The 21,072-nt window shown below is 61.6% G+C and carries 19 protein-coding genes; 12 read left to right on the top strand and 7 right to left on the bottom strand.

Annotation, left to right across the window (positions count from 1 at the left end):
* The first annotated feature begins 46 nt into the window (after nucleotides 1-46).
* The 6 genes from DK366_RS10420 to DK366_RS10395 all read left to right on the top strand — a co-directional run bounded on the left by DK366_RS10420 (nucleotide 47) and on the right by DK366_RS10395 (nucleotide 6,518).
* Nucleotides 47-715, top strand: coding sequence for a glutathione S-transferase (locus DK366_RS10420; protein WP_109125491.1), 669 nt, complete (start codon nucleotides 47-49; stop codon nucleotides 713-715).
* An 880-nt stretch (nucleotides 716-1,595) separates the two neighbouring features.
* Nucleotides 1,596-2,297 (top strand): polysaccharide deacetylase family protein, encoded by a 702-nt coding sequence (locus tag DK366_RS10415; RefSeq protein WP_109125606.1) that lies wholly within the window; start codon nucleotides 1,596-1,598, stop codon nucleotides 2,295-2,297.
* Nucleotides 2,294-3,406: a glycosyltransferase family 4 protein gene (locus tag DK366_RS10410; protein WP_109125490.1), complete on the top strand. Its 1,113-nt coding sequence runs from the start codon at nucleotides 2,294-2,296 to the stop codon at nucleotides 3,404-3,406. The genes DK366_RS10415 and DK366_RS10410 overlap by 4 nt, the downstream gene beginning before the upstream one ends.
* 169 nt (nucleotides 3,407-3,575) lie before the next feature.
* Complete coding sequence (locus DK366_RS10405) at nucleotides 3,576-4,889, top strand: hypothetical protein (protein WP_109125489.1); 1,314 nt, start codon at nucleotides 3,576-3,578, stop codon at nucleotides 4,887-4,889.
* Nucleotides 4,890-5,013: 124 nt separating this feature from the next.
* Entirely contained in the window at nucleotides 5,014-5,397 is a 384-nt protein-coding gene (locus tag DK366_RS10400) for a metalloregulator ArsR/SmtB family transcription factor (protein ID WP_109125488.1), read from the top strand.
* Complete coding sequence (locus tag DK366_RS10395; protein WP_109125487.1) at nucleotides 5,394-6,518, top strand: SRPBCC domain-containing protein; 1,125 nt, start codon at nucleotides 5,394-5,396, stop codon at nucleotides 6,516-6,518. The genes DK366_RS10400 and DK366_RS10395 overlap by 4 nt, the downstream gene beginning before the upstream one ends.
* A gap of 688 nt (nucleotides 6,519-7,206) precedes the next feature.
* On the opposite strand, the gene DK366_RS10390 is transcribed toward DK366_RS10395, so the two are convergent.
* Nucleotides 7,207-8,568: a DUF2252 family protein gene (locus DK366_RS10390; protein WP_198651506.1), complete on the bottom strand. Its 1,362-nt coding sequence runs from the start codon at nucleotides 8,566-8,568 to the stop codon at nucleotides 7,207-7,209.
* A 234-nt stretch (nucleotides 8,569-8,802) separates the two neighbouring features.
* Here DK366_RS10390 and DK366_RS10385 point away from each other — a divergent pair, with 234 nt between their 5' ends.
* The gene (locus tag DK366_RS10385) at nucleotides 8,803-10,131 is read left to right on the top strand and encodes an Nramp family divalent metal transporter (protein WP_198651505.1); all 1,329 of its coding nucleotides are present in this window, start codon (nucleotides 8,803-8,805) and stop codon (nucleotides 10,129-10,131) included.
* 102 nt (nucleotides 10,132-10,233) lie between these two features.
* Nucleotides 10,234-10,614: a hypothetical protein gene (locus DK366_RS10380; RefSeq protein ID WP_109125486.1), complete on the top strand. Its 381-nt coding sequence runs from the start codon at nucleotides 10,234-10,236 to the stop codon at nucleotides 10,612-10,614.
* Between the two features lie 63 nt (nucleotides 10,615-10,677).
* On the opposite strand, the gene DK366_RS10375 is transcribed toward DK366_RS10380, so the two are convergent.
* Complete coding sequence (locus DK366_RS10375; protein ID WP_109125485.1) at nucleotides 10,678-12,066, bottom strand: Hsp70 family protein; 1,389 nt, start codon at nucleotides 12,064-12,066, stop codon at nucleotides 10,678-10,680.
* Between the two features lie 440 nt (nucleotides 12,067-12,506).
* Between DK366_RS10375 and DK366_RS10370 the strand changes: the two genes are divergently transcribed.
* A complete protein-coding gene (locus tag DK366_RS10370) occupies nucleotides 12,507-12,851 on the top strand; it encodes a hypothetical protein (RefSeq protein ID WP_157956502.1) in 345 nt (114 codons plus the stop codon).
* Nucleotides 12,852-13,175: 324 nt separating this feature from the next.
* Nucleotides 13,176-13,964 (top strand): hypothetical protein, encoded by a 789-nt coding sequence (locus DK366_RS10365; RefSeq protein WP_157956501.1) that lies wholly within the window; start codon nucleotides 13,176-13,178, stop codon nucleotides 13,962-13,964.
* Between the two features lie 128 nt (nucleotides 13,965-14,092).
* Here the strand turns inward: DK366_RS10365 and DK366_RS10360 are convergent, their stop codons facing one another.
* Nucleotides 14,093-14,458 carry a VOC family protein gene (locus tag DK366_RS10360; RefSeq protein ID WP_157956500.1) on the bottom strand — a complete coding sequence of 122 codons (366 nt, stop codon included), beginning with the start codon at nucleotides 14,456-14,458 and terminating at the stop codon, nucleotides 14,093-14,095.
* Nucleotides 14,459-14,702: 244 nt separating this feature from the next.
* Here DK366_RS10360 and DK366_RS10355 point away from each other — a divergent pair, with 244 nt between their 5' ends.
* Nucleotides 14,703-15,533 carry a hypothetical protein gene (locus tag DK366_RS10355; RefSeq protein ID WP_109125481.1) on the top strand — a complete coding sequence of 277 codons (831 nt, stop codon included), beginning with the start codon at nucleotides 14,703-14,705 and terminating at the stop codon, nucleotides 15,531-15,533.
* A 42-nt stretch (nucleotides 15,534-15,575) separates the two neighbouring features.
* Here the strand turns inward: DK366_RS10355 and DK366_RS10350 are convergent, their stop codons facing one another.
* Nucleotides 15,576-16,502 (bottom strand): M14 family metallocarboxypeptidase, encoded by a 927-nt coding sequence (locus DK366_RS10350; RefSeq protein WP_109125480.1) that lies wholly within the window; start codon nucleotides 16,500-16,502, stop codon nucleotides 15,576-15,578.
* A 144-nt stretch (nucleotides 16,503-16,646) separates the two neighbouring features.
* On the opposite strand from DK366_RS10350, the gene DK366_RS10345 reads away from it, so the two are divergent.
* The gene (locus DK366_RS10345) at nucleotides 16,647-17,390 is read left to right on the top strand and encodes a 2OG-Fe dioxygenase family protein (protein WP_109125479.1); all 744 of its coding nucleotides are present in this window, start codon (nucleotides 16,647-16,649) and stop codon (nucleotides 17,388-17,390) included.
* A gap of 25 nt (nucleotides 17,391-17,415) precedes the next feature.
* Here the strand turns inward: DK366_RS10345 and DK366_RS10340 are convergent, their stop codons facing one another.
* From DK366_RS10340 to DK366_RS10330, 3 genes are all read right to left on the bottom strand, one after another.
* Nucleotides 17,416-19,200 carry an aspartyl protease family protein gene (locus tag DK366_RS10340; RefSeq protein WP_109125478.1) on the bottom strand — a complete coding sequence of 595 codons (1,785 nt, stop codon included), beginning with the start codon at nucleotides 19,198-19,200 and terminating at the stop codon, nucleotides 17,416-17,418.
* Between the two features lie 134 nt (nucleotides 19,201-19,334).
* Nucleotides 19,335-20,288 carry an alpha/beta hydrolase gene (locus DK366_RS10335; RefSeq protein ID WP_109125477.1) on the bottom strand — a complete coding sequence of 318 codons (954 nt, stop codon included), beginning with the start codon at nucleotides 20,286-20,288 and terminating at the stop codon, nucleotides 19,335-19,337.
* 204 nt (nucleotides 20,289-20,492) lie between these two features.
* Nucleotides 20,493-20,999: a PepSY domain-containing protein gene (locus DK366_RS10330; protein ID WP_109125476.1), complete on the bottom strand. Its 507-nt coding sequence runs from the start codon at nucleotides 20,997-20,999 to the stop codon at nucleotides 20,493-20,495.
* Between the last annotated feature and the right edge of the window lie 73 nt (nucleotides 21,000-21,072).

The raw sequence follows: 21,072 nt of genomic DNA, 5'->3' as shown, positions 1-21,072 counted from the left end.
CGCGTCGCCATGCTAGCCTCGCGCATCCACCTCGTCGGCAGCGGCCATGCTCACCGTCCACCACCTCAACAACTCCCGCTCCCAACGTGTGCTCTGGCTGCTGGAAGAGCTGGACGTACCGTACGAAATCCGCAAATACCAGCGCGATCCCAGGACCATGCTGGCGCCGCCCGAGCTGCGCGCCATCCACCCGCTGGGCAAGTCGCCGGTGATCGAGGATGACGGACAGATCGTGGCCGAGTCGGGTGCCATCACCGAGTACCTGGTGGACCGCTACGACACGGGCGGCCTGGCGCCGCTGCCCGGCATGCCGGAGCGGCTGCGCTTCAACTATTGGCTGCATTACGCCGAAGGCTCGGCGATGCCGCCGCTGCTGTTGAAACTGGTGGCGTCGCGTATTGCCACCTCGCCGATGCCGTTCTTTGCCAAGCCGATTGCGCGGCAGATTGCCAACAAGTTGCAGGCGACTTTTGTCGATCCGCAACTGGCCTTGCACTTGAACTACGTCAACAACGAGCTTGCGCAGACGGGCTGGTTCGTAGGCAGCGAATTCAGTGCCGCCGATATCCAGATGAGCTTTCCGATGGAGGCAGCCATGGCTCGCAGTGGCCTGCGCGACAGGCTTCCGCACATCGCCGCTTTCGTGAAGCGCATCCAGCAGCGCCCGGCGTACAAGCGTGCCTTGGAACGCGGCGGTCCGTATTCACTAGGCTGAGCCTGGCGCGCCTCTTCCTTGTGGGAGCGCACCCTGTGGGCGACGGCCTCGGTCTTCGAGCAGGGCGAGTCGCGCACAGGGTGCGCTCCCACAATAGTTCGCGAGCATGGAAATCAGGAAGGTTTGCAACCGGTGCCGCAGGTGCAAGATTGCTGCCCGCTCACCGACCTGCGGCGCCCCGGCTGCAAGCCTTCCTGATCTCTTTGTTGCTCACACATCAAACGGTCACCGGATCAAGAACGCCGATGCACGCCATTGGATTACATGCGTGAGTTACTTGATTCGAACCTGCGGGTTGCCGGGCACTCGCGCGGGTTTGAACAGGCGCCGCTGACTCAGGCAAAGCACAAGATAAATCGACGAGAGCGCAAGGCCTCGCCACATTGCCGCATCTTCTCCCGGTCGTGTCAGAAGCTGGGCAAGCGACAATGCAAACAGTGCGAGCGACAGCCCGATGCCGATACCTCGCCAGCCCGTGGCGTGTGAGTGCTGTGAGTGGATTTCCATGGACACATGGTCGAGCAGCTTCGCGTAAAGAAGCGATGTCGAACGACACGTCCATCATATAAATCGCGTAAAGAATCTTGCGCCGATGCTGCGTCGATGCGAATCGGGCGTTCGCGATGGAGGAGATATCGCACGGTGTTCTTGCAACCGAAAGGCATGGTGACCGGCGCCGGGATGCGCGATGGATACAGCCGGGCTTCATCTCCGCGCAAGGCCTTTGTCAGCTACGGGCGAAGCTTGTTCAACGCCTTGTGAAACGACAAGTACGTGCAAGCAAGCGAAAGATTCGCGCAGATGTCGAGGAGTAACACAGGGGGCTGAGCACGCTTGACCCGAATGATGCGAAGACATCCTCGTGAAGATTCCCATCCTGATGTATCACAACATTGCCGATGTTCCCGACGGCATCCGCGTGTATCGAAGCCTGTATGTATCGCCTGGCTCGTTCTCGCGGCAAATGGCGTTGCTGCGAGCGCTTGGCTATCGCGGCGTATCCATGGCCGATGCCATGCCGTATCTGCGGGGCGAACGCGAAGACAAGATTGCGGTGATTACGCTCGACGACGGTTACGTCGATAACCTCACATCCGCCATGCACACATTGCGGGGTCTTGGTTTTACGGCGACGTGTTACGCCGTCAGCGGTTACATCGGCCAGTACAACGCCTGGGACGAATCCAAGCTGGGCATTCGCAAACCACTCATGTCGGTGGAAGAACTGCGCGCCTGGCGTGCCGGCGGCATGGAAGTCGGCGCGCACTCGCGCACGCATGCGCGTCTTAGCCAGTGCAACGATCAGCAACTTCGCGACGAGGTGCACGGCTGCAAGGTCGAACTGGAAGATCGCCTTGGTTTTGGCGTTACGCAGTTCTGCTATCCGTACGGCGATTACGACGGCCGTGCCGTGCGGGCTACGCGGGAGGCGGGCTATATCGCAGCGACAACGACGGACCGCGGTCGCGCCGTTCCGGGTTCGGACTTGTGGCGACTGCCCCGCATCCAGGTGGCGCGTCATCACGTGCTGCCGCAAGTCGCTGCCAAGGTGCTCACGGGGTATGAGGACAAGCGCGCATGAAGCTCCTCTTCGTTGGCACCAATCCGGAAAACACGGGCGCTGCCACGCATTTCGTGGCATTGGCGCGCGCGCTGTCCCAAGCAGGCCATCAGGTCGAGAGCATTGTTTCCCGTCGCGGCCTGATCGGCGAGGGCATGGCGTCGGCGCGCATCCCGGCGTTTCAAAGCACGTTCCGCAATGCCTATGACCTGCGCGGCTACACGGCGGTGTTCCAGCGCATCGTACGCTTTGCGCCGGATTGGCTGGTTGGCAACTTCGGCAAGGAATACTGGCCGCTGATTCTTTGCGGCCGTGCGACGAACACGCAGGTCGCTCTGTTTCGTCACCGTAACCCGCGCATGAGCAAGATTTCCGAATACGGTGTGCCGCGGCTCGCGCAGCGCTTCGTGGCCGTGTCCGAGTACGCGCGCGATGCGTACCTGGCGCGGGGCGTGCCGCCGGAGCGTGTGCACATTTCCTATAACCCGGTCGATACGCGCGTGTTCCATCCGGATTTCACCCGCAGTGCGCAGGTGCGCAGGGAATTCGGCATACCGGACGACGCGATCGTCATGGGTTACGCCGGACGCATGCATGGTGGCAAAGGCGTTGTTCCGTTGATGAAGGCCGCCAACGCCGCCATGGCGGCCGACGGTCGCCTACATGCCTTGTGGGTGGGCAACGGCCCTGAAGAGCACGTGTTGCACAGCATGGCGGAGCAGGGCGGTGCGGCGGCTCGCCACCATTTCACGGGCTGGGTGAACGATACGGCGCAATTTTATGCGGCCTTTTCATTCCTGGCTTTTCCCTCCGTGGAGCCCGAGACCTTCGGGCGCGTGGCGATTGAAGCCGGCGCCTGTGGCGTACCCGTGCTGGGCAGCCGGATCGGCGGCATTCCGGAAACCATGATGGACGGCCATACGGGGCTGCTGGTCGAACCTGGCCGCGTAGGCGACTGGCGTGAAGCCATACTCGCCATGTGCGATCCCGACGTGTTCCGCCGCATGGGTGTGGCGGCCCGTGTTCATGTGATGGAACACTTCAGCAACCCGGCCGTTGCCCGCGACTTTGAGTGGTTGCTGCGATTCGGCGGCGCGCCCGTGCAGCATTCCTATCCCGTCGCCACCTGACGGCCTAAAGAACCTCTCCCCAATAAGCTCATGGCAAAGCCTCATATCGGGGCCGGGGCCATGTCACTTGTGAATCGTCATAAAACGGTCACAATTCGTTCGCGATGATGCCGGGGGGCAAGTGATGGGGACTGCCCGGCGTTCCGAACTCAATATCGGGGAGAGACGTATGCGACGCAAGTTGGCCGTAGCGCTGGGCTTGGCCGTGTGTTCTGCCGTGGCCCATGCCGACAGCTTCGATGATCTGTTTACCCAGGGCCATGTCGACGGCCAGTTGCGCCTGTACGACTTCAATCGCCTTTACGACACACCAGCCACGCCCGACGCGCATTCGCTGTCGCTGGCGGCGCTGATCAACGCGCAGACCGGCACCGTGCTGGGCGGCTTGAGCTTTGGCGGTTCGTTCGTGACGGCCAACATGCTTGGCACGAAGGACGACAACCCCGCCAAGGTCGATACCTCCCTGATGGGCCCGAACAGTTCGCTGGGTGCGTGGAGCCAGGCATACGTGCAGTACAAACACGACTGGTTCCTCTTCAAGGGCGGCTACCAGTATCTCGACACGCCGTGGATGGGCAACAACGATTCGCGCGTGATTCCCTCGTCGTACAACGCCATCCTGGTGGGCATTACGCCGGTCACCAACTGGAACATCTACGGCATTCGCGAATACAGCTGGAAGAGCCGCACCTCCAACGGCATGTATCCTGACAACTTGTACTACCCGTCGAAGTTCGACAGCGATTCCATGTACGGCAACAACGGTTCGTTGCCGATCACATCGCCGCGTACGCCGGGCACCTGGGCTGCCGGTACCAATTACACCAATGGTGGGCTGAAAGCCGAAGCGTGGTACTACAACTTCCTTCGCTTCGCGACGATGGGTTACGTCAACGGCAGCTACACCTTCACTACCGGTACGCCGTTCAATCCGTTCATTGCCGTGCAGGCATTGAAGGAAAACAGCAGCGACGACAACATCCTGGTCGAGACCAAGACGAAGCTGGTGGGCGTGGCGGGTACGAAGGTCGATGCCGAAGCCTGGGGCGCCGACATCGGCACCACCATCTTCGACGGCAAGATCGACTTTGCGTACAACAAGCTCAGCGGCGAGAGCGGTGCGGTGGGTGATGGCGCGCTTATTTCGCCCTACACGGTGAACTACGGTACCGACCCGCTGTTCACCACCTCGATGATTCGCGGCCTGGTGGAAGTGGGCCCCGGGCATGCCTACAAGGGCCGCATGCAGTACAGCTTCTTCAACAAGAAGCTGCAGCTGGTGGCGGCGTATGCGAAGTACACCACGTACGAGCGCGGCGACAGCCACGATCTGTACTTCGACATCATCTACAACATGGACAGCGTGCTCAAAGGCCTGCAGTTGCGTGATCGCTGGGAACGCTCGGTGGGCGGCATCGCCAACCTCAATCCAGGTAATGAGTCGTTTACGTATAACCGCGTGATGATCTCCTACAAGTTCTGATGTTCCAGCGGTGGCGGCGTCCTGCCGCCACCGCACTTTCCTTGGGCTTTGGTCGCTTGAGTCTTCACAAAGGCTCGACGAAAAAGCGCTTGACTATCAATTAACCAAGTGGTTAATTGAAGCCATGGCAAACACCGACGATCCGCTGTCGATCACCTTCGCTGCATTGGCCGACCCCACGCGCCGCGCCATCCTCACCCGCCTCGCGAAAGGCGAGGCCACGGTGGGGGAGTTGGGCGAACCCTTCGACATGTCCGCACCGGCCATCTCCAAGCACCTGCGGGTGCTGGAAGGCGCAGGGCTGATCGCACGGGAAGTGGATGCCCGGTGGCGTATTTGCCGCCTGCGGGCAGAACCCATGCACGATGCGCACGACTGGCTGGAGGCGTATCGCCGCCATTGGGAAGGCAATCTGGATCGACTGGTCGAATTCGTCGAGCGAACCCATCGCGCCGATACGAAGCAACGTGACAGCGGCGCACCACGTACTCCGAGGAAGAAGCCATGACCACGCAAGCTGCAACCTTCGAGCTGGAAATGACCCGCTTTATCCGCGCGCCGCGCGAAAAAGTATTTGACGCCTTTACCGACGAAGCCGCGATGTCCGTGTGGCACTGCCCGCGTGGCCTGCATGTGGGCGAGGTGAGTTCGGATGTGCGCGTGGGCGGTCGTTATCGCATCACCATGGTGACCCGTGATGGCGTGGTGCATGGCGTGGGTGGCGTCTACCAGGCCATCGACCGTCCCGAGTACCTCGCCTATACCTGGGCGTGGGACGGCGAGGGCGACGCGGCGGCACGCACCACACTCATTGAAGTGACGCTCACCGAGAAAGACGGCGGCACGCAGCTGCATATGCGCCATACCGGCTTCCCCGATGCCGCCGTGCGCGACGATCACAACCAGGGATGGACGTCCGTGTTCAATCACCTGGAAGACTACCTGGACCCGGAAGGTTCAGCGCGCACCATCGTCATCGTGGGCAGCCCGATCAGCACGTATGTGCGTACCGTGTGCATTGCGCTGGCGGAAAAGGGCGTGGCGTACACGCTCAAGCCCGCGAAGCCGCATTCGCCGGAAGTGGATGCGATTCACGCGTTCGGGCGCATTCCGGCCATGTATGACGGTCCACTGCAGTTCTACGAGACGCGCGCCATCCTTCGCTACATCGACGAAGCGTTCGACGGGCCGAGTTTTCTTCCGGCGAACGGCGTAACTGCAAGGGCGCGTGCGGAGCAGTGGTATAGCGTGCTGGACGACTATGGCTACGACGCCATCGTAAAGCGCTGCGTGTTGCCGTATTTGTTCCCCGCATCGGCGGATGGCAAGCCGGATCGTGCGGTAATCGATGCGGCGTTGCCCGATATCGATCGCGTGCTTGCCACGCTGGATGCGGCTTATGGCAAGCGGGATTTCCTGGTGGGTAATGCGCCCTGTCTGGCGGACTATCTCGCTGCGCCGCTGATGCATTCGCTGTCACAGGTTCCGGAAGGGCCGGCGTTGCTGGCCAGGTATCCGAATGTGCAGCGTGGGTTGGCGGTGATGCAGGCGCGGCCGAGTTTCCTGTCGGCGGATATGGAGAGGGATGCGGGGAAGGTGGTGCCGTTGCGGAAGGTGAGTGTGGCGTAACGGGACGCCGGTTTTTTTCTCAATACCGGCGTGCTTATCCCCGCCTAAGGTGGGCGCCTTTTCTCCCTTCAGTCCTGCATGTCCTCCCCTACGGGGCGCACTCTTTCTCCCTCTCCCCTCCGGGGAGAGGGCTGGGGTGAGTCCCGAAAAGGGGATAAAGGGCGGGTGCTCGCGGGAACTTGTCTATCCCTCACCGTCATCCCAGCGGAAGCTGGAGGTGCGTTTCAACGGCCGAAGGGCCGGTCATCCCGTGACTTTGCTTTTGCTCCGTGGCTCGGTTGAAGCGGTGCCGCGACCTGGCTCGCCTGCGGCGGGCTTCCGACCTCCTGCCGGAGGCCGGGTCACTTTCTCTTGCTTGCCCAAGAGAAAGTAACCAAAGAGAAGGGCACCCCGGATGACGCGCCCTCCGGCCTTCGGCCTCCAGGTACGCGAGCGGGTTACGGGGTTTGTCGACAGGGCATCCTGCCCTGACGACAAACTGGCTCGCATCCATGCGAGCCACCCTGCGGGCTATTCCTTCACCCGCCCGCCGCTGTCATACGGGGCCCGGGAGTCAAAAGCTAATGGCCAAAAGCCAAAGCCAATTCGTACTAAGGACGTTTTCGCGAGCACCCGCCCTTTATCCCCTTTTCGGGACTCACCCCAACCCTCTCCCCGGAGGGGAGAGGGAGTTAGGTGCATGCGCGGCTTAGTACAACGCTGTGCCCGCGTTATACGCGCTCACGAACGACTGCCAATCCAGGTTCACCTGCGTTGCATAGTTGAAAGCGAACGTGGAAATCTCGGACTGCAGGCCACTCGTGCTGCTTACCGCATCGGTGATTTGCTTGTCGATGCTGTACGGCACGATGGTGCTGTTGTAGTCCTGGTCGGAAATCGCGTGCGCAGAGGCGAGTGCCTGTCCGAGGTAGGTGGCGGCGGTGTTGAGTTTGCCGGCGCTGGTGAGTTGGGTGTAATCGAAGTCTTCTTCGAACGGCGATTTTTCGTGGAAGTAGAACGCCATGTTGTTGATGGTGGCGTAGCCGATCAACACGTCGGCGTTGAGCGTTTGTGCCTTGGCCGTCATCGCCACGCGGTTGCCTTCGTTATTGCTGTAGTCGGTGGCGGGCAGTTGGCCGTTGTCCGCTTCCGTCACCACGCTGGGCAGCTCTTGCTTCAATTCCAGGATCACGTCGTCCGACGTCGACGTGGACGGGCCTTCGATCAACACGTAGTAGCGCAGCTTGCCAAGGCTGCCGACGCCGGAGCCAAGCTTCTGGCGAATATCCTTCACCTGGTAGTAGCTGGCCGCATAACGCTTGGACGAGGAAATGCTGCTGATGTAGCTGTTCATCGCAGCGACGATGGCGTTGTAGGTGGTGCTGTTGACCGTGGCGAGCGAGCCGGCCACGGTCTGGAACGTGCGCGTGCTGGCGCTTACCTGCGTGTATTTGCTCAGCAGGCTGGAACGCGAATCGCCTTTCGAGTCGCTGATGGTGTCTTGCACCACGCCGGATGTGTTGCCGTTCTTCAGCTGGAAGCTCAGCTCGTCGCTGCTGCCCTTGAAGTCGTTCATTTCGCTCATGTACGCCGACACCATCGTGTTGATCGCGGTGGTGATGTCGCTGTCGGCGATGCCATTGGCGCGGCCGGCCAGCACCATGCTGGTGGCTAGGCGGCGCAGGTCCCATACGTATTGGCCCAGGTAACCTTCGTCGAAATCGTCGACAGAGAACACATTGTTGCCGCTGCTGTCCTGCCATGCGCCGAAGTTGCCGATGTGCGCATCGCCGCCGATCCAGGTGAAGCCCGTCTGCGACGTCGTATAGGCCGACGCGGGCAGGGTGGTCATGTCCTGATAGAAGATGTGGTCGGTGCCGCGATAGAAGTTGAACGCGCTGGCTGCCATCGTGGACATCTTGGTGGCGAGATCGGTGCTGTCCGTCGCGGCCAGCGGATGGTTGTAGTTGTAGATCTGCGAGACCACCCAGCTCGTGCGCGACGTAGCCGCCTGCGCAGCAGACGTGAGCAGCAGGCCGGCAGTCGCCAGCGCCAACAAGGCCTTCTTCATTAGGTTGTTCCCCGGATGCGTGGAAAAGGGCGCGGACCACCCGCGCCAGCCAGAAGCTGGCAGGATTCAAGCAATGCGCAGTGACAGCGGCGTGACGGCGATACGGCGGCAAGACCTTGCGGCAACCGTGGCGTTCGCCGCGAGCGATAGGCGCTTCTTATCGGCGCCATCCAATCAATCAAATTCACGGGCGTGCAGCGCGGCAGTAGATTTCAAGACGATCCCGTCCAACACATGGCTGCCATCCTTGCGCGCATGAACGCCTTTGTCCTCCAACCGTCGCTGCCGCTTGTTGCCGGGAATGCCGAGGCGAGCCCGGCACAGGGTGCGCCGTTGCAAGGGCGCAGTTGGCGCGCGGCGCTGGCGTTGCTGGGTCCGAGTGTGGTCGTGTCCGTGGCCTATCTGGACCCGGGCAATCTGGTCACCAATATCCAGGCCGGAGCGCAGTACGGCTACAGCCTTTTATGGGTGGTGGCGCTGGCCAGTGCCGTCGCGGTGTTGTTCCAGATGCTTTCGGCGAAGCTGGGCATTGTTACCGGGCGCAACCTTGCCGAGCTGTCGCGCGATCACCTGCCGACGGCGCTGGTGATGCTGATGTGGGCATCGAGCGAAGTGGCCGCCATGGCAACGGATCTGGCCGAATTGCTCGGTGGTGCATTGGGTGTATCGCTGCTTTGCCACCTGCCGTTGATGCCGAGCCTGGCCATCGCTGCCATCGCGACGTACGCGATGTTGATGCTGGAGCGACGCGGTTTTCGTCCCATGGAAATTGCCATAGGTGTGTTGGTGGGCACCATTGGCCTTGTATTTCTCGCCGAGCTGCTGGTGTCGCACGTGCAATGGCACGGTGTGGTTCGTGGGCTGGTGTCGCACGAATTGCCTGACAGCGGCGCATTGAACCTGGCGGTGGGGCTGGTGGGCGCCACTGTCATGCCGCACGCGCTCTACCTGCACTCGGGCCTGACGCAGTCGCGCACGCCGGTGCGCAGTGACATGCAGCGCCGGACCCTGCTGCGCTTTTCCAACCGCGAAGTAGCCATCACGCTGGCGCTTGCCGGCCTGGTGAATGTCGCCATGGTGGCGGTATTCGCGGCGGCGTTTCACGCCAATCACACCGACGTCGACGATATTCGCGAAGCCTACGAGGCTTTGGGGCCGTTGTTGGGTGCCGGGGCGGCAGGCCTGTTCCTGCTCGCACTCATTGCGGCCGGGCTATCGAGCTCCGTGGTGGGCACCATGGCGGGGCAAGTCATCACCCAGGGCTTTGCGAAGTTCCACATTCCGCTTTGGGTCCGGCGCAGCATCACCATGCTGCCCAGCTTCGTCGTGGTGGGCATGGGCGTCAGCCCGACCAGGGCACTCGTCGCCAGTCAGATTGCCTTGAGTCTCACGCTACCGTTCCCGATGCTTGCGCTGCTTTGGCTCACCGGAAGACGCGACATCATGGGCGTGTTCCGCAATCGTGCGCAGCTGCAGGTGGTGGCGTTCATTGCCATGGCCGTGGTGTTGGCGCTCAACGTTGCGCTGGTGCTGCAGGCATTCGGTGTGCGCGTGATCGGCTGAACTACGGTAAGGATTCCCATTCTTTGCGACAAGCTTTGCCTCAAGCCGCCACTTAGCCACCATTGAGATCGGCTATGAATGAGGTTCAGGGAGGAATGTCATATGCGGGGAACAAAAAGGACCACGGTATCGCTGATCCTGGCATCCACCATGCTGGCTTGTTGCAGCGATAACCCAAAAACGGTGTGGACCGTGCAAGAGCCTTCCCCGGATGGGAGCCACGTAGCCTTCGCGAAAATCGATGTGTGGGGAGGTCCAGGCAACAGCTATGCCCTCACGACGGTATCGCTAAAGACGGCTAACGTTCGGAGCGTGGTGGACATTGTCGTGCTGGACGACAACGAGGCCACTCTGGATGAAATGAAGAACCTGCGGCTCGCATGGCGATCAAATAGCCAGCTGGAGATAACGGCGAGTGCAAAGGCCCGCCCCACCTTTGAGGCTATCAAGGCTCAAGGCGTGGACATCACGCTCAACCTTTGATGCCGTTAGCCAAGACGTGTGGTCATACGTTCGCGAGGCGCATCCTGGCAAGACCATCCGGTTTCAAAGCGACAAAAGGCTAACCTCGCTGGCCGCCACCGCCAACCCCGACACCACGCCCAGCGACGGATCGCCATGCACCAACGGAATCTCGGGGAAGCACGCGTGCACGCGTGCCTTCACCTGCGGTGAGCGCGACGTGCCGCCCGTGAGGAAAACGCTGGCGGGCAGGGCGGCGATGTCGTCGCGCACGGTGGTAAGCGTGCGCTCCAGCTGCGTCAGGAATGGTTCGATGGCCGCATTCAAATCCTCGTGCGTCGCGTCGACGGCCAGGCCCGGCTCGATGAAATCCAGCACGGCGCGATGGTTGTCGTTGCTGCTCAGCATGATCTTGGTGCGCTCGGCCGTCTGATTGAGACGCGTGGTGGCGCCCAGTTCCTGCAGTGCGCGAAGTCGTGCACCGTAAGGTGCGGCGACCAGTCGGTAATTCTGCTTCCGGAATTCGCGTTGCTTGGGCAGGTTGTGCACGCTGGCGGCTTCCACGAACTGGTGCTGCGGCACGCGCACGACATCCTTGCCCATCAGTGGCATGAAATTGTGCAGGCTCACGCCCACGTCCAGATCGGTACCGCCCTTGGGCAAGCCCCAGTTGCGCGCAATCAGTGGCGATGCTTCGCCGCCGAGTTCGGCGTGCGTGACGTCGGTGGTGCCACCGCCGATGTCGACGATCAGCGCGTGCTGACGGTCGGCGAGACTCTTGTGGTAATGCATCGCGGCGGCCGCGGGTTCTTCCAGAAAACGCACTTCATCGAAGCCGGCTGCCGCGGCGGCCTCGCGCAGGATCTCAATGGCCTGTTCCGAACCGGCGGCGCCCATGGAGCTGCGAAACTCCACCGGTCGCCCGATCACTGCACCACGCACGGCTTCGCCGAACTGGCGGCTTGCGGTGAGGCGAATGTGTTCAAGGATATGCGTGGCGATATGCACGATCACCTTGCGTACCTGCGGGTCCAGTCGATAGCCGAACATCGATTTCGGCGATTCGATGAGGTTGCCGCCACCGCTTTCCAGGTAACCCTCCACCGCGTCCTCGCCGAACAAGGCATGCTGGAAGCTGGCTACGGACGCCGTCGCGGCGCGCGCCTGTTCTTCCATCCATTGGCGGCGAACCACGCGCAGCGCATCACGGCGAAGCTCCTCGTCGGAACGCGACACCGTGTTGCCGGCGGCGGCCTGTCGACGCAGCTCGGTGCGGGCGGAGCGAATATGCGTCTCCAGCTGGGCTTCCAGCTCGGGCGTGAGTTCGAAATCGTTGGGATCGGGCACCAGTTCCGGGAAGTACACCGCCGTGCGGAACTGTTCCGCTTCGCCGAAGCGAACCAGGGTGAGCTCACCATTGATGATGGCGGCGGCTGCCGAATAGCTGGTGCCGAAGTCGATGCCGATGTGCATAAAAAGGCCACGTGCGGGAGGGCAATCGACCATTATCTCAGTTCTGGCTGTCGCTTGCCCGAAAGAGACTGGTTGCCCACCGTTGAAGCGATCGCGCCATCACGGCCTGGATCACCGGCGGTCACTGAAGCGTAGCTTTCGTGGAGTATCAGGTAACGAAAGCCATAGCGAGTTGTGAATGTTGCGTGGAGAACACGCAACGCGAAGGCATCTTTCAAGGCCTTAGGTGTTTTTACGCAATCCCAACCGCGTAGATCCACCGTCGTAATGACTGTAACGCCGTGCTTTCATGGTCCACGCCCGTGCGTTCGCGTCCGGGGCCCGTACCGGGGCGTTGCTTGGCCGATGTTGCACGTCCGGCATCCACGGTTGCATCAAAGGAGACGACAACTATGTCTCATTCCGACGATGGGAAACTCCGCTCAGGCCTGAACTGGCTGATGGCATCGCTCGTGATGGTGGCACCCTTGGCCTGGGTGGGCTCGCAGTCCATGGAGGGGCCGTTGTACGTGGATACGGCCGCGCCAAATGTGTCGCATCTCGCCATGCACGGCGCCATGCTCGATACGACACCGGCTGCAATGGTGATCGCGCGCGAAGGCCGTACGGTTCGCGAAGCATTTTTTGCGCCTCGGAACCAACCGCATATGGCCACCATGGAAGCAGCACCGCTGTCGGTGGCGCGGGTCGAGCCCTTGGAAAAGATCGACGGGGCTCGAGCGCTTGCCGATTTCCGAAGCTCCGGCATCGAACCTTACCAGCTTGCCGTCGCCGATCCGCACTGACGCTGCCCGCCGACCAATCGTCGGCGTCGACCCGATGCGCAATGATGCGCAACCACTGCTAGTTTGCGTAGAAATACGCTGGCAGGCGTGCATGCTCAGGCAGAAAATTGCCTAACACGGCGTCAACGGAAGTTGGCGCACGTCGAGGTCTGCCACGGAGGCGGCACACGACTGGTTGGTGATGTGGTGATGTCCACACTGGCAGCAGCCAGCGACGACATCGCGGGGGAAGATACTGCTACCTCGACCCTTACGGGAGGGGATATGCGTTGCAGTCACTGTTCTCGTATGGCGGCCTTTGGCGCCGCCGCGCTGGTGCTTTTCGTGCAAAACGTCCACGCGGACGACCATCCGATGCTCGACTATCTGTCGGTCAGCGTGGGTGGCTTCTCCAACAACACCTCGGCCAACATGCGCGCGGATGGCGCCGTGAAAGACTCCGGTTCGCGGCTGGATTTTTCCCGTGACCTTGGTCAGGGCGGCACCCGCACGTTGCCCTATCTGGACGTGACCTGGCGCCCTTGGGATCGGCATGAGGTCGAGTTCACCTACTACCACGACTCCAACGACAGCTCGCGTTACCTCAACCGCACGCTGGAATTCAATGGAGATCAGCTGGCAGTCGGCGCGCAGCTCTCCTCACGTTTTTCGCTTGATGCGGCGTCGGCCGGTTACCGGTACTGGGCATGGATTGGCGACCGCGGTGCTTTCGGTGTTTCCGTGGGGCTACAGGCCTACCGCTTCAGCCTGAAGCTGTCAGGCAATGCCTTTGCCGCCACCAACAACAACGAGGTAAGCACCAGCGCCACGCGAACGGCGCGCGTATCCAGTGATCTTCCTGATCCATGGATCGGCGTTTCCTATCGCTACCAGGCGACGGATTGGGTACGCATCGTGGCAGATGCCGGTGCTTTCAAGGCCAACGTTGATCAAGTGGATGCCACGCTTTACAACGGACGCGTGGGTGCGGAGTTTTATCCGTGGGATCACTTCGGTGTGATCACGCAGTACTCATTCAACCGGATCGATGCGGATGTCAGCCGCTCCCAGTTTCGCGGTGACGTGGATTTCAAGTTCAAGGGATTCCAGCTACTGCTCAAGCTGCGCTTCTGAAGAAATCGATGGGCGTGCTGCCGTCCGGTTCGTGCAGCACGCCATCACCCTGATGGACGATGGCTTTCCCGTTGTTGATGGCGTGGAGGAAGAAGCGCGTCTTTGCGTTTGTTTCAAGGCACGTTTCGTTACACGATCTGCTCACCAAATACGATGCGATGCCCGTCGGGCGTGACGATGGCAAACTCGCGCATGCCCCACGGCTTGTCTTCCAGCGGATGCCATATCTCCACGTTTCGGGAAAGGTATTCGCGGAACAGGTCGCCGATATCGCGGACATGCAGATAGGCAAACCACGAGTGATCCTGGCAAGCGGTCATGGGCTGGGCATCGGGGCAGTCCCCGATCCGAAGATGACATGCCCCGCGCTGGAGAAACGACCAGCCATCCTCGCGTAGCGTCTCTTCGAAGCCGAGCTGCTCGGTGTAAAAGCGCACCGATGTGGCCAGGCTGTTGACGGCAAGGACAAACGTGGTCGCCGTGATTTCGGACATGCGTGTTTCTCCTGTTTGCGTGGCTGGCCACATTGCCATCGATTGAACGCCAGGAAATCCCCGATGGTCAGGAGCGCTACCCGGAATCCAAGGGATATCTCCGTAGTTTTACGCATGCTACGCCCGTAGTTATGCCGTTGCGGCGGCTCGGCACAGCCCTGAATCTCCTGACGTATGCGGGCTTGCGATTGGTTGGCATGCCTGGCCCATCGGTAGCGATGCATCTGCATCTTCGAGGTTGTCCATGCCCAAGCCATGTGCCTTTCGCTTCGCCGCTGCGCTCACCCTGTTGCTCGCCACCCAGTTTTGCCACGCGCAAGATGCCAGCAACCAGGATGCCGGCGGCGCGCAGGATCTGGCCAAGAAGCTGTCCAATCCGGTCGCGTCGCTCATCAGCGTGCCGTTCCAGTTCAACTACGACCAGAACATCGGACCGGCGCAGGATGGCGACAAGTACCTCATGAATTTCCAGCCGGTGATTCCGGTATCGATCAGCAGCGACTGGAACATGATTTCGCGCACCATCGTTCCGGTGGTGAGCCAGCACGAGATCGCGCCGGGGCTGGGCAGTCAGACGGGCTTGGGCGATGTCACCCAGAGCCTGTTCTTTTCACCCAAGGCTCCCACGGCGGGCGGTTGGATATGGGGTGTGGGTCCGGTGTTGCTGCTGCCCACCGCGACGGATCGCTTGCTGGGTGCGGGCAAATGGGGCGCGGGTCCCACCTTCGTGGTGCTGCGCCAGCAGGGGCCATGGACGTACGGCCTGCTGTTCAACCACATCTGGTCGGTGGGCGGGCAGAGCAACCGCGCGGCGGTGAGTTCGTCCTTCGTGCAGCCGTTCTTTTCGTACAACACACCCACCGCGTGGACTTTCACTTTGCAGACCGAATCCACCTACGACTGGAAGCATTCGCAGTGGTCGGTGCCCATCAACATGGTGGCTGCCAAGCTGGTCAAGCTCGGCAGCCAGCCGGTGCAGTTCTTTCTGGGTGCCCGCTATTGGGATCACGCCACCGATAACAGCCCTCACGGCTGGGGCGTTCGCCTGGGCGCTACGTTCCTGTTTCCCCAGTAAGGCCAGCTGATGGTGCCGTCGAATCGTCGGCCACGCGGCGTATCAGCCGTTGCGATGCGCCAGTGCGTAATCCATGGCAGCCCGTATTGCCGCCACTTGCGCATCGTTGCACTCCTGCGGCGTGGTGCGCGGGCTATCGGGATAGACCTCGGTGGTGGTGGCGTATCGTGCGTTGGTGATGCCTGCACACAGGCTCCACTGGCGCACCGGGAATTTGATCACACCCGGCAACAACAGCGGCGCACCGATGATCTCGCTCTTGGCATCCGGCTCGGCGATGTGCGTTACCTTGGCCACGGCATCGATCACCGCCTGCTGAAAGGCGGGCTGCGGATGGTCGGCGTCATCCACCAGATAGAAGCCATCGGGAACGACATCCGGCGCGTAGTCCTTGCCATCGCGCGCAGCAAGTGCGGGCCGGAATTCTGACTCGTCGGAATCGGTGGTTTCATGCAGGTCGATGTGCATCAGGGTGCTGTCGCGCAGCGGCGCCAGCAGCGCCACCAGTGCCGCCGATTCACCGGCAGGGCTGCCCTCGCGGAAGTTGCGGTTGGGATCGAGTGCGTCGGGGTTCCAGCGATGGATGCGCTCGTATGCCCACGGGCTGACGCAGGGCACCACCAGCAGATTCACCTTGCCGGCGTATTCGCTGCCGTGGTGTTGCAGGAATTGAAGCGCGCCACGCACGCCACTGGTTTCGTAGCCGTGTACGCCGCCCGTCACCACCATCACGGGAAGATCAGCGCGCCAGTTTCGGCTGCGCACGACAAGCAACGGAAAATGTTCCGTTCCGTAGTCCAGTGCGCCGTATTCGCTCACGTCGAACGTGTCGCGCAGGGTATCCACCACGCTTGTCACGTCATCGGCATAGCTGCGCTGCTTGACCTGTCGCGCAAGCCATTCACTGCGCTCAGCAGGGCCCCAGGGCTGCCCCGGTGTTCCAATAGGGTAGAAAGCGTCGCTGTTCATGATGACGTCGTGCGTGTTGGGATGGCGTACTTTAGCATCTGCGCTTTGGTGGGCCGTGCGTCATGCATGACTGCCACGAAACGTTGGCGCAGGCCTGCGCGTCTAGCCTGCCCGCAGTTGGTCCAGTTCAATCAGGAAAGAAACATGCTCAATCCCACCGACCCCTTGGTTGCGGCGCTGCTCGATCAGGTGACCGCGCCGGGCTTTGCCTTTGTCGAAGGCGAAGGCATGCGTGACTTGCTTGTGTCGGTGGGTGAGCTGTCCGACTGGGATCAGTTTGCCGCGAGTTGGCAACACCTGGGGCCTGATCCGTATCTGGCGGCGAAAGGGCGGTTCCGGCGCAGGCGACATGCAACCTTTGCGGCTTCCGTGGATGGCACGGTTACCCTAGAACCGCATCAGCCACATTTCCAGAGCCTGCAATACAACGCTTTGCAGGGCGATATCCAGCGCTGGTTCGAACCGATGGAATCGTCCGTGGCAACGGGCTCGACCATGCGCACCATTCTTCACTTCTGCCACGCCTTCTTCGCTCGACTGGCACCGGAGGTAGCGCGCTGGCACGTCGAAGCGCATCAGTTCCGCATCGAAGCCAGCACGGACGCCGCCGGTGAACCGACGCCGGAAGGCAGTCATCGCGATGGCGTGGATTACGTGATGGTGTTGCTGGTGAACCGCCAGAACATCGCCAGCGGCACCACCACCATTCACTCGCCCGATGGAAAGCTGTTGGGCGATTTCACGCTGACGCATCCGCTGGATGCTGCCTTGATCTATGACCACAGCGTCTATCATGGTGTGACACCGGTGCTGCCCCTGGATCCGAGCCGCCCTGCGTGCCGCGACGTGCTGGTGGTGACATTCAAGGCCGCGGCGTCGGCAGGCTGACAACGCGCGACGCGGGTGGCCTGCTTCAATGGACGTCCGTCTGGTGTTGCGGAGTTCCTTCTGCCAGCCCGAACTTGCCGGCACGCGCTTCGATTTGCGAATCCATGGCACGTGCGGCCGCCAGATCGGCGCGGCCGGCATCGACCTGCCCTGAACGAATCCTTGCCAGACCCAGGCCGTAGCGCATCCACGCTGAAACGGGGCCCTGCGCCATCGCTTGTTCGTAGGCCTTGATGGAGGAGGGGTAGTCGCCCAAGCGCAACTCGACCAGGCCGAGGCTGTCGAGATAGGCCGGGTTGGCGCCATCGCGCTTGAGTGCCTTGCGGCAGTCCTTCAACGCATCATCGAGCATCTGGTTGCTCAGGCTGCGCGCCCAGCAGCGTTGGTTGAGCACCATGCCCAGCAGCGCATCGTTGTCGTGCAGTCGAATCCAGTCGTCGAGCAGGGGCAATGCTGCCGCCGGATCGTCGAGCTGGATATACAGGGACGCGATCAACCGTGTCCGATCGGAGCCTGGCGGCGCCACGCTGCTTGCCGCAGCCACATCGGCTGCAGCGCCAGCGCGATCCTTGTGCGCAAGGCGAATCTGCGCGCGCATCAGCAGGGCATCGAGATTCCTGGGATCAAGACCCAGCGACTTGTCGAGGTCGGCCAGCGCGGCATCGGGTTGCTTGCTCGCTTCGTGGGCCCTCGCGCGAGCAACGTAATAGGGAGCTTGATCGGGCGCCAGGCGTATCGCCTGGTCCAGATCAGCAACGGCCGCACCGGACTCGCCGCGGGACAGATGTGCCTGCCCGGAGAGGGCGAAATCGCTGGCTGCCCTGGGCGTGGCGCTTGTCGCGCTCGCTGGGGCACTTTCGGTTTTGCTGCCGTCATCCGGCGCCGAGGCAAAGGTAAATACGCGCCCGCCGTTATAGGTGAAATACGCCTTCCTTTTGCTGTTGGCGATGAACATGCGATGGGCAAGCAGAAAGTCGATGCCGAGCAGCATGTCGGTGTCATCCCCGATGTGGCCATCGAGCACCTGCATTTGCGAGTGCTGGATGGTTTCCGTGCCCACCGAGAACGTGTCGACCTTTACGGTCCAGGTTTTCACCTGTTTGCCGCCAACGCCATAACTGGAGCTGCCACCCTTGTTGCCAGGTGCATTCACGTTGATGCCGGCGCGCTCGGCTGCATCGCGGCTCAGCAGCGTGGCCGACGCTCCCGAGTCGACCAGCGCGCGCAGCTTCCGGCCATTCACCACGACGTCGAAGAAGGTGCGGCGATCGTAGGCATTACGGGACCGCACGGTGTCGACGACGTTGTATTTGCCGTCCTTGGCCCAGTACGCCAGCGATACCTTGTCGCAGTTCTCCACCTTGAACAGCGTCAACTTGCCCTGGGCGAGATCGATTTCCAGGTCAGCGAAATCGAGCACATTCGCGCCGAGCAGACCCGTGCCGATGTCGGTGCCGCCCACCATGAAGTCCACGTTGGGCAGGGTGGTTCCCAGTATGCCGAATTCCTTGACGTGGGCCTGCTGGATACTCGTGGAGCCGCCGATGCCGCCGACGCGGTAGCCAAACGGCACGGGCTGCAATTTGAGCCCAAGCGAGGTGGCCGTGGCGTTCGACATGATGTTGAAGAACGCGCCCGTGTCGATCATGAAGCGCGTGTCTTTCCCGTTGATCTTCACCATGGTCGTGGCCTGGCTTCCGACCATGTCCACGGGCAACGTGCCGTAATCCTTGAGGTGACATTCGTCGGCCCATGCCTGACCGGCGAGCAGCATGCCCGTGCCGATGAAACACCAACGCCATGCCTTCATTCCGTCTTTTCCCTGACAGCCCAATGTAAGCCGATCATAGCGTGGTGCGTGGCTTTGGATTGAAGGCTCGCCGCGCGTAAGTCCTTGCTGCTTTCAACCCTGCCAACAGTGGCTTTGGCGGCAGGACAAGCGCTTCAGGGTGCGTCGTTCGCCGGAATCACGCCGATGGTGTGCAACCACGTTTCGGCAAGGGCGGGCCAGTGCGTGATCGGGTTGTCCGTCGGCCTGAGTCCGAACGCATGGCCGCCGTGCGCGTATAGATGCATCTCGGTCGGTACATCGGCGTTCTTGAGTGCGGTGAAGTAGGCCAGCGCCTGTTCGACGCCATCCACCTGATCATCTTCCGCCTGCAGGATGAACGTGGGCGGCGTGTCGTGCGTCACCCGAACGTTGGTGTTGAACATGCCCTTGTCATTCGAGAGGTGGCCTGGATAGATGGCCAAAGCAAAGTCGGGTCGGCTGCTCTCCTTGTCGGCGGCATCGACAGGCGTATATGTACGGCGATTGAAGTTGGTGCTCGTCTCGGCAACCAGATAACCACCTGCGGAGAAGCCGAGCACGCCGATCTTGTGCGGGTCGATATGCCATTCACTGGCATGGGCGCGGACAAGCCGTAGGGTCCGCTGTGCGTCCTGCAGCGATGGCATCGACAACTGGTAGTTGTGCGGGCGGCAGTTGCAGTGCCAGTCGTAAGGCAAGCCGGGGACGCGATACTTCAACAGCACGCAGGTAACACCCTTGGTGACCAGCCAGTCACAGACTTCCGATCCTTCAAGATCCATGGCCAGTATCTGAAAGCCGCCACCCGGAAACACGACAACCGCCGCGCCCGTGTTCTTTCCCTGCGGCGCGTAGACGGTCATCGTGGGCAGCGACACATTGGTGATCGCCGTGACGGTCTTGCCGCCCATCAGGTTCTTGGGATTGGTGTGACTTTCCTCGGGTCCCGGCAGAGGCTTCGCATCCGGCGGTGTGCCGGGCCATAAGGGAGTTTGCGTGTGGCCGGCGGAAGGCTGCCAAACGTCGGACGAGGCATGCGCACCCGCGCTTGCGAGCAGCAGGCACAGTGCAAGAGCGGATGGCTTCATGAGGTTCCTTCCTTTTGGCGCTCGGCCAATGGCGTGCGGTGGCGAAAGGGCAGCGGATGCCGCCAATGTCCGATTGTGTCCACCGCGGAAGGCCAAGCGGTGCCGTACTCATGGATATTTTCGGGCACGCCGCCTGGGCAATCCGCCAAAAAACAACCCGGCGTCAAGGGCGCCGGGTTGCCGAAGCGTCGAAGCGTGAACTCGTCAATCGTGGGAACGAGCGACCACGGTGCCGTCGTTGGGATCGACCAGTACGGCGACATCGGCGCCATGGGTGGTCTTGGCGTCGGCGCTCCACAAGCCTTCGTCGAACTTCACGTGACCGACGTTTTCATAACCGTCGCCGGCCAGCTTGGCCTTCACTTCGTTCTCGTTGAGCTTGGACGGTGCGTCGGCAGGATACACGCGGCCATTCACCGGACCCACCGCCAGCTTGACCCATTTCTTGTTGCCGCCGCGCGCATCGCTACGCCACACGCCATCCTTGAATTTCAGATCCTTCACTTCCTTGTATCCGGCATTGGCAATGGACGTCTTGATGGCATCTTCCGTCAAGGCTCCCGTGGGCATGGTGTCCGTCCACGTGGTGACGGTGGTCGTGGTGGTCTGCGTGGCACTCGTCACCGGTGGTGCGGAAGAGGGTACATCCTGCGCCGCGGCAACGCCGAAGCAGGTCAGTCCGATCATCAGGGTAAGCAGTCGCTTGGTCATGGTCAGCCCCTTCACGAGGGTGGCAACAGGTGGCCGAGAGCTTGCGCAGCGACTATTCAACCCGGTGTGAACT

The sequence above is a fragment of the Dyella sp. C11 genome, from assembly GCF_003121485.1.
GTDB lineage: Bacteria > Pseudomonadota > Gammaproteobacteria > Xanthomonadales > Rhodanobacteraceae > Dyella.
This window is presented reverse-complemented; position numbering and strand designations above follow the sequence as displayed.

Excerpts from the sequence above, each read along its gene's own strand:
- DK366_RS10420 (WP_109125491.1), top strand. The coding sequence starts at position 47 with ATGCTCACCGTCCACCACCTCAACAACTCCCGCTCCCAACGTGTGCTC.
- DK366_RS10415 (WP_109125606.1), top strand. The coding sequence starts at position 1,596 with ATGTATCACAACATTGCCGATGTTCCCGACGGCATCCGCGTGTATCGA.
- DK366_RS10410 (WP_109125490.1), top strand. The coding sequence starts at position 2,294 with ATGAAGCTCCTCTTCGTTGGCACCAATCCGGAAAACACGGGCGCTGCC.
- DK366_RS10405 (WP_109125489.1), top strand. The coding sequence starts at position 3,576 with ATGCGACGCAAGTTGGCCGTAGCGCTGGGCTTGGCCGTGTGTTCTGCC.
- DK366_RS10400 (WP_109125488.1), top strand. The coding sequence starts at position 5,014 with ATGGCAAACACCGACGATCCGCTGTCGATCACCTTCGCTGCATTGGCC.
- DK366_RS10395 (WP_109125487.1), top strand. The coding sequence starts at position 5,394 with ATGACCACGCAAGCTGCAACCTTCGAGCTGGAAATGACCCGCTTTATC.
- DK366_RS10390 (WP_198651506.1), bottom strand. The coding sequence starts at position 8,568 with ATGAAGAAGGCCTTGTTGGCGCTGGCGACTGCCGGCCTGCTGCTCACG.
- DK366_RS10385 (WP_198651505.1), top strand. The coding sequence starts at position 8,803 with ATGGCTGCCATCCTTGCGCGCATGAACGCCTTTGTCCTCCAACCGTCG.
- DK366_RS10380 (WP_109125486.1), top strand. The coding sequence starts at position 10,234 with ATGCGGGGAACAAAAAGGACCACGGTATCGCTGATCCTGGCATCCACC.
- DK366_RS10375 (WP_109125485.1), bottom strand. The coding sequence starts at position 12,066 with ATGCACATCGGCATCGACTTCGGCACCAGCTATTCGGCAGCCGCCGCC.
- DK366_RS10370 (WP_157956502.1), top strand. The coding sequence starts at position 12,507 with ATGGCATCGCTCGTGATGGTGGCACCCTTGGCCTGGGTGGGCTCGCAG.
- DK366_RS10360 (WP_157956500.1), bottom strand. The coding sequence starts at position 14,458 with ATGTCCGAAATCACGGCGACCACGTTTGTCCTTGCCGTCAACAGCCTG.
- DK366_RS10355 (WP_109125481.1), top strand. The coding sequence starts at position 14,703 with ATGCCCAAGCCATGTGCCTTTCGCTTCGCCGCTGCGCTCACCCTGTTG.
- DK366_RS10350 (WP_109125480.1), bottom strand. The coding sequence starts at position 16,502 with ATGAACAGCGACGCTTTCTACCCTATTGGAACACCGGGGCAGCCCTGG.
- DK366_RS10345 (WP_109125479.1), top strand. The coding sequence starts at position 16,647 with ATGCTCAATCCCACCGACCCCTTGGTTGCGGCGCTGCTCGATCAGGTG.
- DK366_RS10340 (WP_109125478.1), bottom strand. The coding sequence starts at position 19,200 with ATGAAGGCATGGCGTTGGTGTTTCATCGGCACGGGCATGCTGCTCGCC.
- DK366_RS10335 (WP_109125477.1), bottom strand. The coding sequence starts at position 20,288 with ATGAAGCCATCCGCTCTTGCACTGTGCCTGCTGCTCGCAAGCGCGGGT.
- DK366_RS10330 (WP_109125476.1), bottom strand. The coding sequence starts at position 20,999 with ATGACCAAGCGACTGCTTACCCTGATGATCGGACTGACCTGCTTCGGC.